This is a genomic window from Chamaesiphon sp. OTE_20_metabat_361, assembly GCF_031364565.1.
In genome coordinates this window covers 1-1814 of sequence record NZ_JANLWO010000114.1, presented here as the reverse complement: position 1 = coordinate 1814, position 1814 = coordinate 1, and the positions used below count along the sequence as shown (strand labels likewise).

General features: G+C 49.2%; 3 protein-coding genes and 1 pseudogene. 3 read left to right on the top strand and 1 reads right to left on the bottom strand.

What is annotated here, in order from left to right; translation table 11 throughout:
* The 3 genes from RMO35_RS03215 to RMO35_RS03205 all read left to right on the top strand — a co-directional run.
* A partial coding sequence (locus RMO35_RS03215; RefSeq protein WP_309738507.1) for a bifunctional adenosylcobinamide kinase/adenosylcobinamide-phosphate guanylyltransferase occupies positions 1 to 268 on the top strand: 268 nt, incomplete at its 5' end.
* Between the two features lie 139 nt (positions 269 to 407).
* Positions 408 to 980 carry a peptide deformylase gene (gene def / locus RMO35_RS03210; RefSeq protein ID WP_309738506.1) on the top strand — a complete coding sequence of 191 codons (573 nt, stop codon included), beginning with the start codon at positions 408 to 410 and terminating at the stop codon, positions 978 to 980.
* Between the two features lie 9 nt (positions 981 to 989).
* Positions 990 to 1178, top strand: coding sequence for a hypothetical protein (locus RMO35_RS03205; protein WP_309738505.1), 189 nt, complete (start codon positions 990 to 992; stop codon positions 1176 to 1178).
* A gap of 213 nt (positions 1179 to 1391) precedes the next feature.
* On the opposite strand, the pseudogene RMO35_RS03200 reads toward RMO35_RS03205, so the two are convergent.
* Positions 1392 to 1814 (bottom strand): annotated as a pseudogene (locus tag RMO35_RS03200) (nuclear transport factor 2 family protein); the annotation flags it as partial.

The following is a 1814-nucleotide window of genomic DNA, read 5'->3' as shown; positions in this document are numbered from 1 at the left end:
TTTACTCGATCGATCTGACACTGAATGGGAAAAACTAACAACCGAATTACTCACCGAGTTATCGACTAGTTTAGCCACAATCATTTTAGTAGCCGAAGAAACTGGTTGGGGCGTAATCCCTGCCTATCCTAGTGGGCGATTATTCCGTGACAGGCTGGGGATGTTGTCTCGTCAAATTGGATCGATCTCTAGCACCGTCTATTTAGTCACTGGTGGTCATGTTTTAAACTTATCTCAATTGGGGGAGAAGTTGGGAGAGGGGAGTTAGGAGTTGGGAGTTCGGAGATGGGAGTTGGGCTAGCACCAATAGCCCAATTCTGTCTAGCCTAAAATCCTTTAAATCCTGTTAAAATAAAGGGGCTACTGAAAGCTATTTTTCAGACATCATTGCCCGTAACGACTCGTTCATGACAACATCAATCCTCGTTGAAAAGAAAAAACTCGCCAAACCGCCATTAGATATTCACCTTCTAGGCGATCGAGTATTGCGGCAGCCAGCCAAACGCATCGCGAGCGTGGATGAAGAGATCCGCCGCACGATCGTCGCCATGCTGCAAACCATGTATAGTGCGGATGGCATCGGCTTAGCCGCACCGCAAGTAGGTATTAATAAACAATTAATCGTCATCGATTGTGAGTTGGAAAAACCCGAAGTTCCACCACTAGTTTTGATCAACCCCGCGATCGCCAAATACGGCAAAGCCCTCTGTAAAGACCAAGAAGGCTGCTTGAGTATTCCCGGAGTGTATTTAGATGTCGAGCGTCCCGAGACGATCGAGGTCGCCTACAGGGATGAATCCGGTCGTCCGCGCAAGCTCAAAGCTGATGGCTTACTCGCACGAGCGATCCAGCATGAAATGGATCATCTCAACGGCGTGTTATTTGTCGATCGAGTCGAAAACGAACTCGCATTGACTGAGGAACTTCAGAAAAAAGGTTTTTCACTCGGACACGTCCAACATTTCACTTCTGGAGCCTAATCACAGTTCATGTACACCCCTTTAACTGGTATTTGTTTGCTTGGTGCCTCGATCTCGGCGATCGCCGCAGTCGGTTCGGTGTTTGAACTCAGCTCTGGCGCTCCAGAATTAGGCACGGCAGTTACGGGCAGTATTCTCGCCGCCACGATTCCGCTGACAGTATTTTTATTTCTCACTGCTGTCAAAAATTCCCGTTAAGAGGATCTAAGCTCGATCGTATTGAAATTGCCTAAAACCGTTGCGGTGGGAACTTTCTTTTGCGATCGAAGCCCCTTGCCCTCACCCCCAACCCCTCTCCCAAGCTTGGGAGAGGGGAGCCGGAGCCGGAGGCGACGGCGGGGTGAGGGCAACAATAAGGAGTTTGTATGAACTGGATTTGGTGAATCATACATAGATCTAGCAACGCCCGACTCACTTCTGTCGGACTACCCGGACTCTTTGAGTCACCGTTGTCATTCCCGATGGACGAATAAAGATCGTCGAGAACCAATAATCGCCAGACTTACCAGGAGCGCGAGCAACTTTAAATAAACCGCCAGCCGAGAGTAACTCTAATTTGTAGTTAACTGGCTTACCATAGCTTTGCGCTGACACGGGTTGTTCGAGCGCGGCACCTAATAAGACATCCTCACCCAGCGGTTCGGTGACGATCGCATCGAGATTATACTCAGCATTGGTTTGGAGTCTATCGGGGAGGGTGAGTTCGATCGTCGGTGGTTTGGTACCGCTCGATACTTGAGTCCGTTCTCTGAGTACCTGCTGCTGCACGATTTGTCCGCCGACAATTTTTTGCTGTGAGTGAATGGTTGCCAGCAGATTAAGGGTTCTACCGTC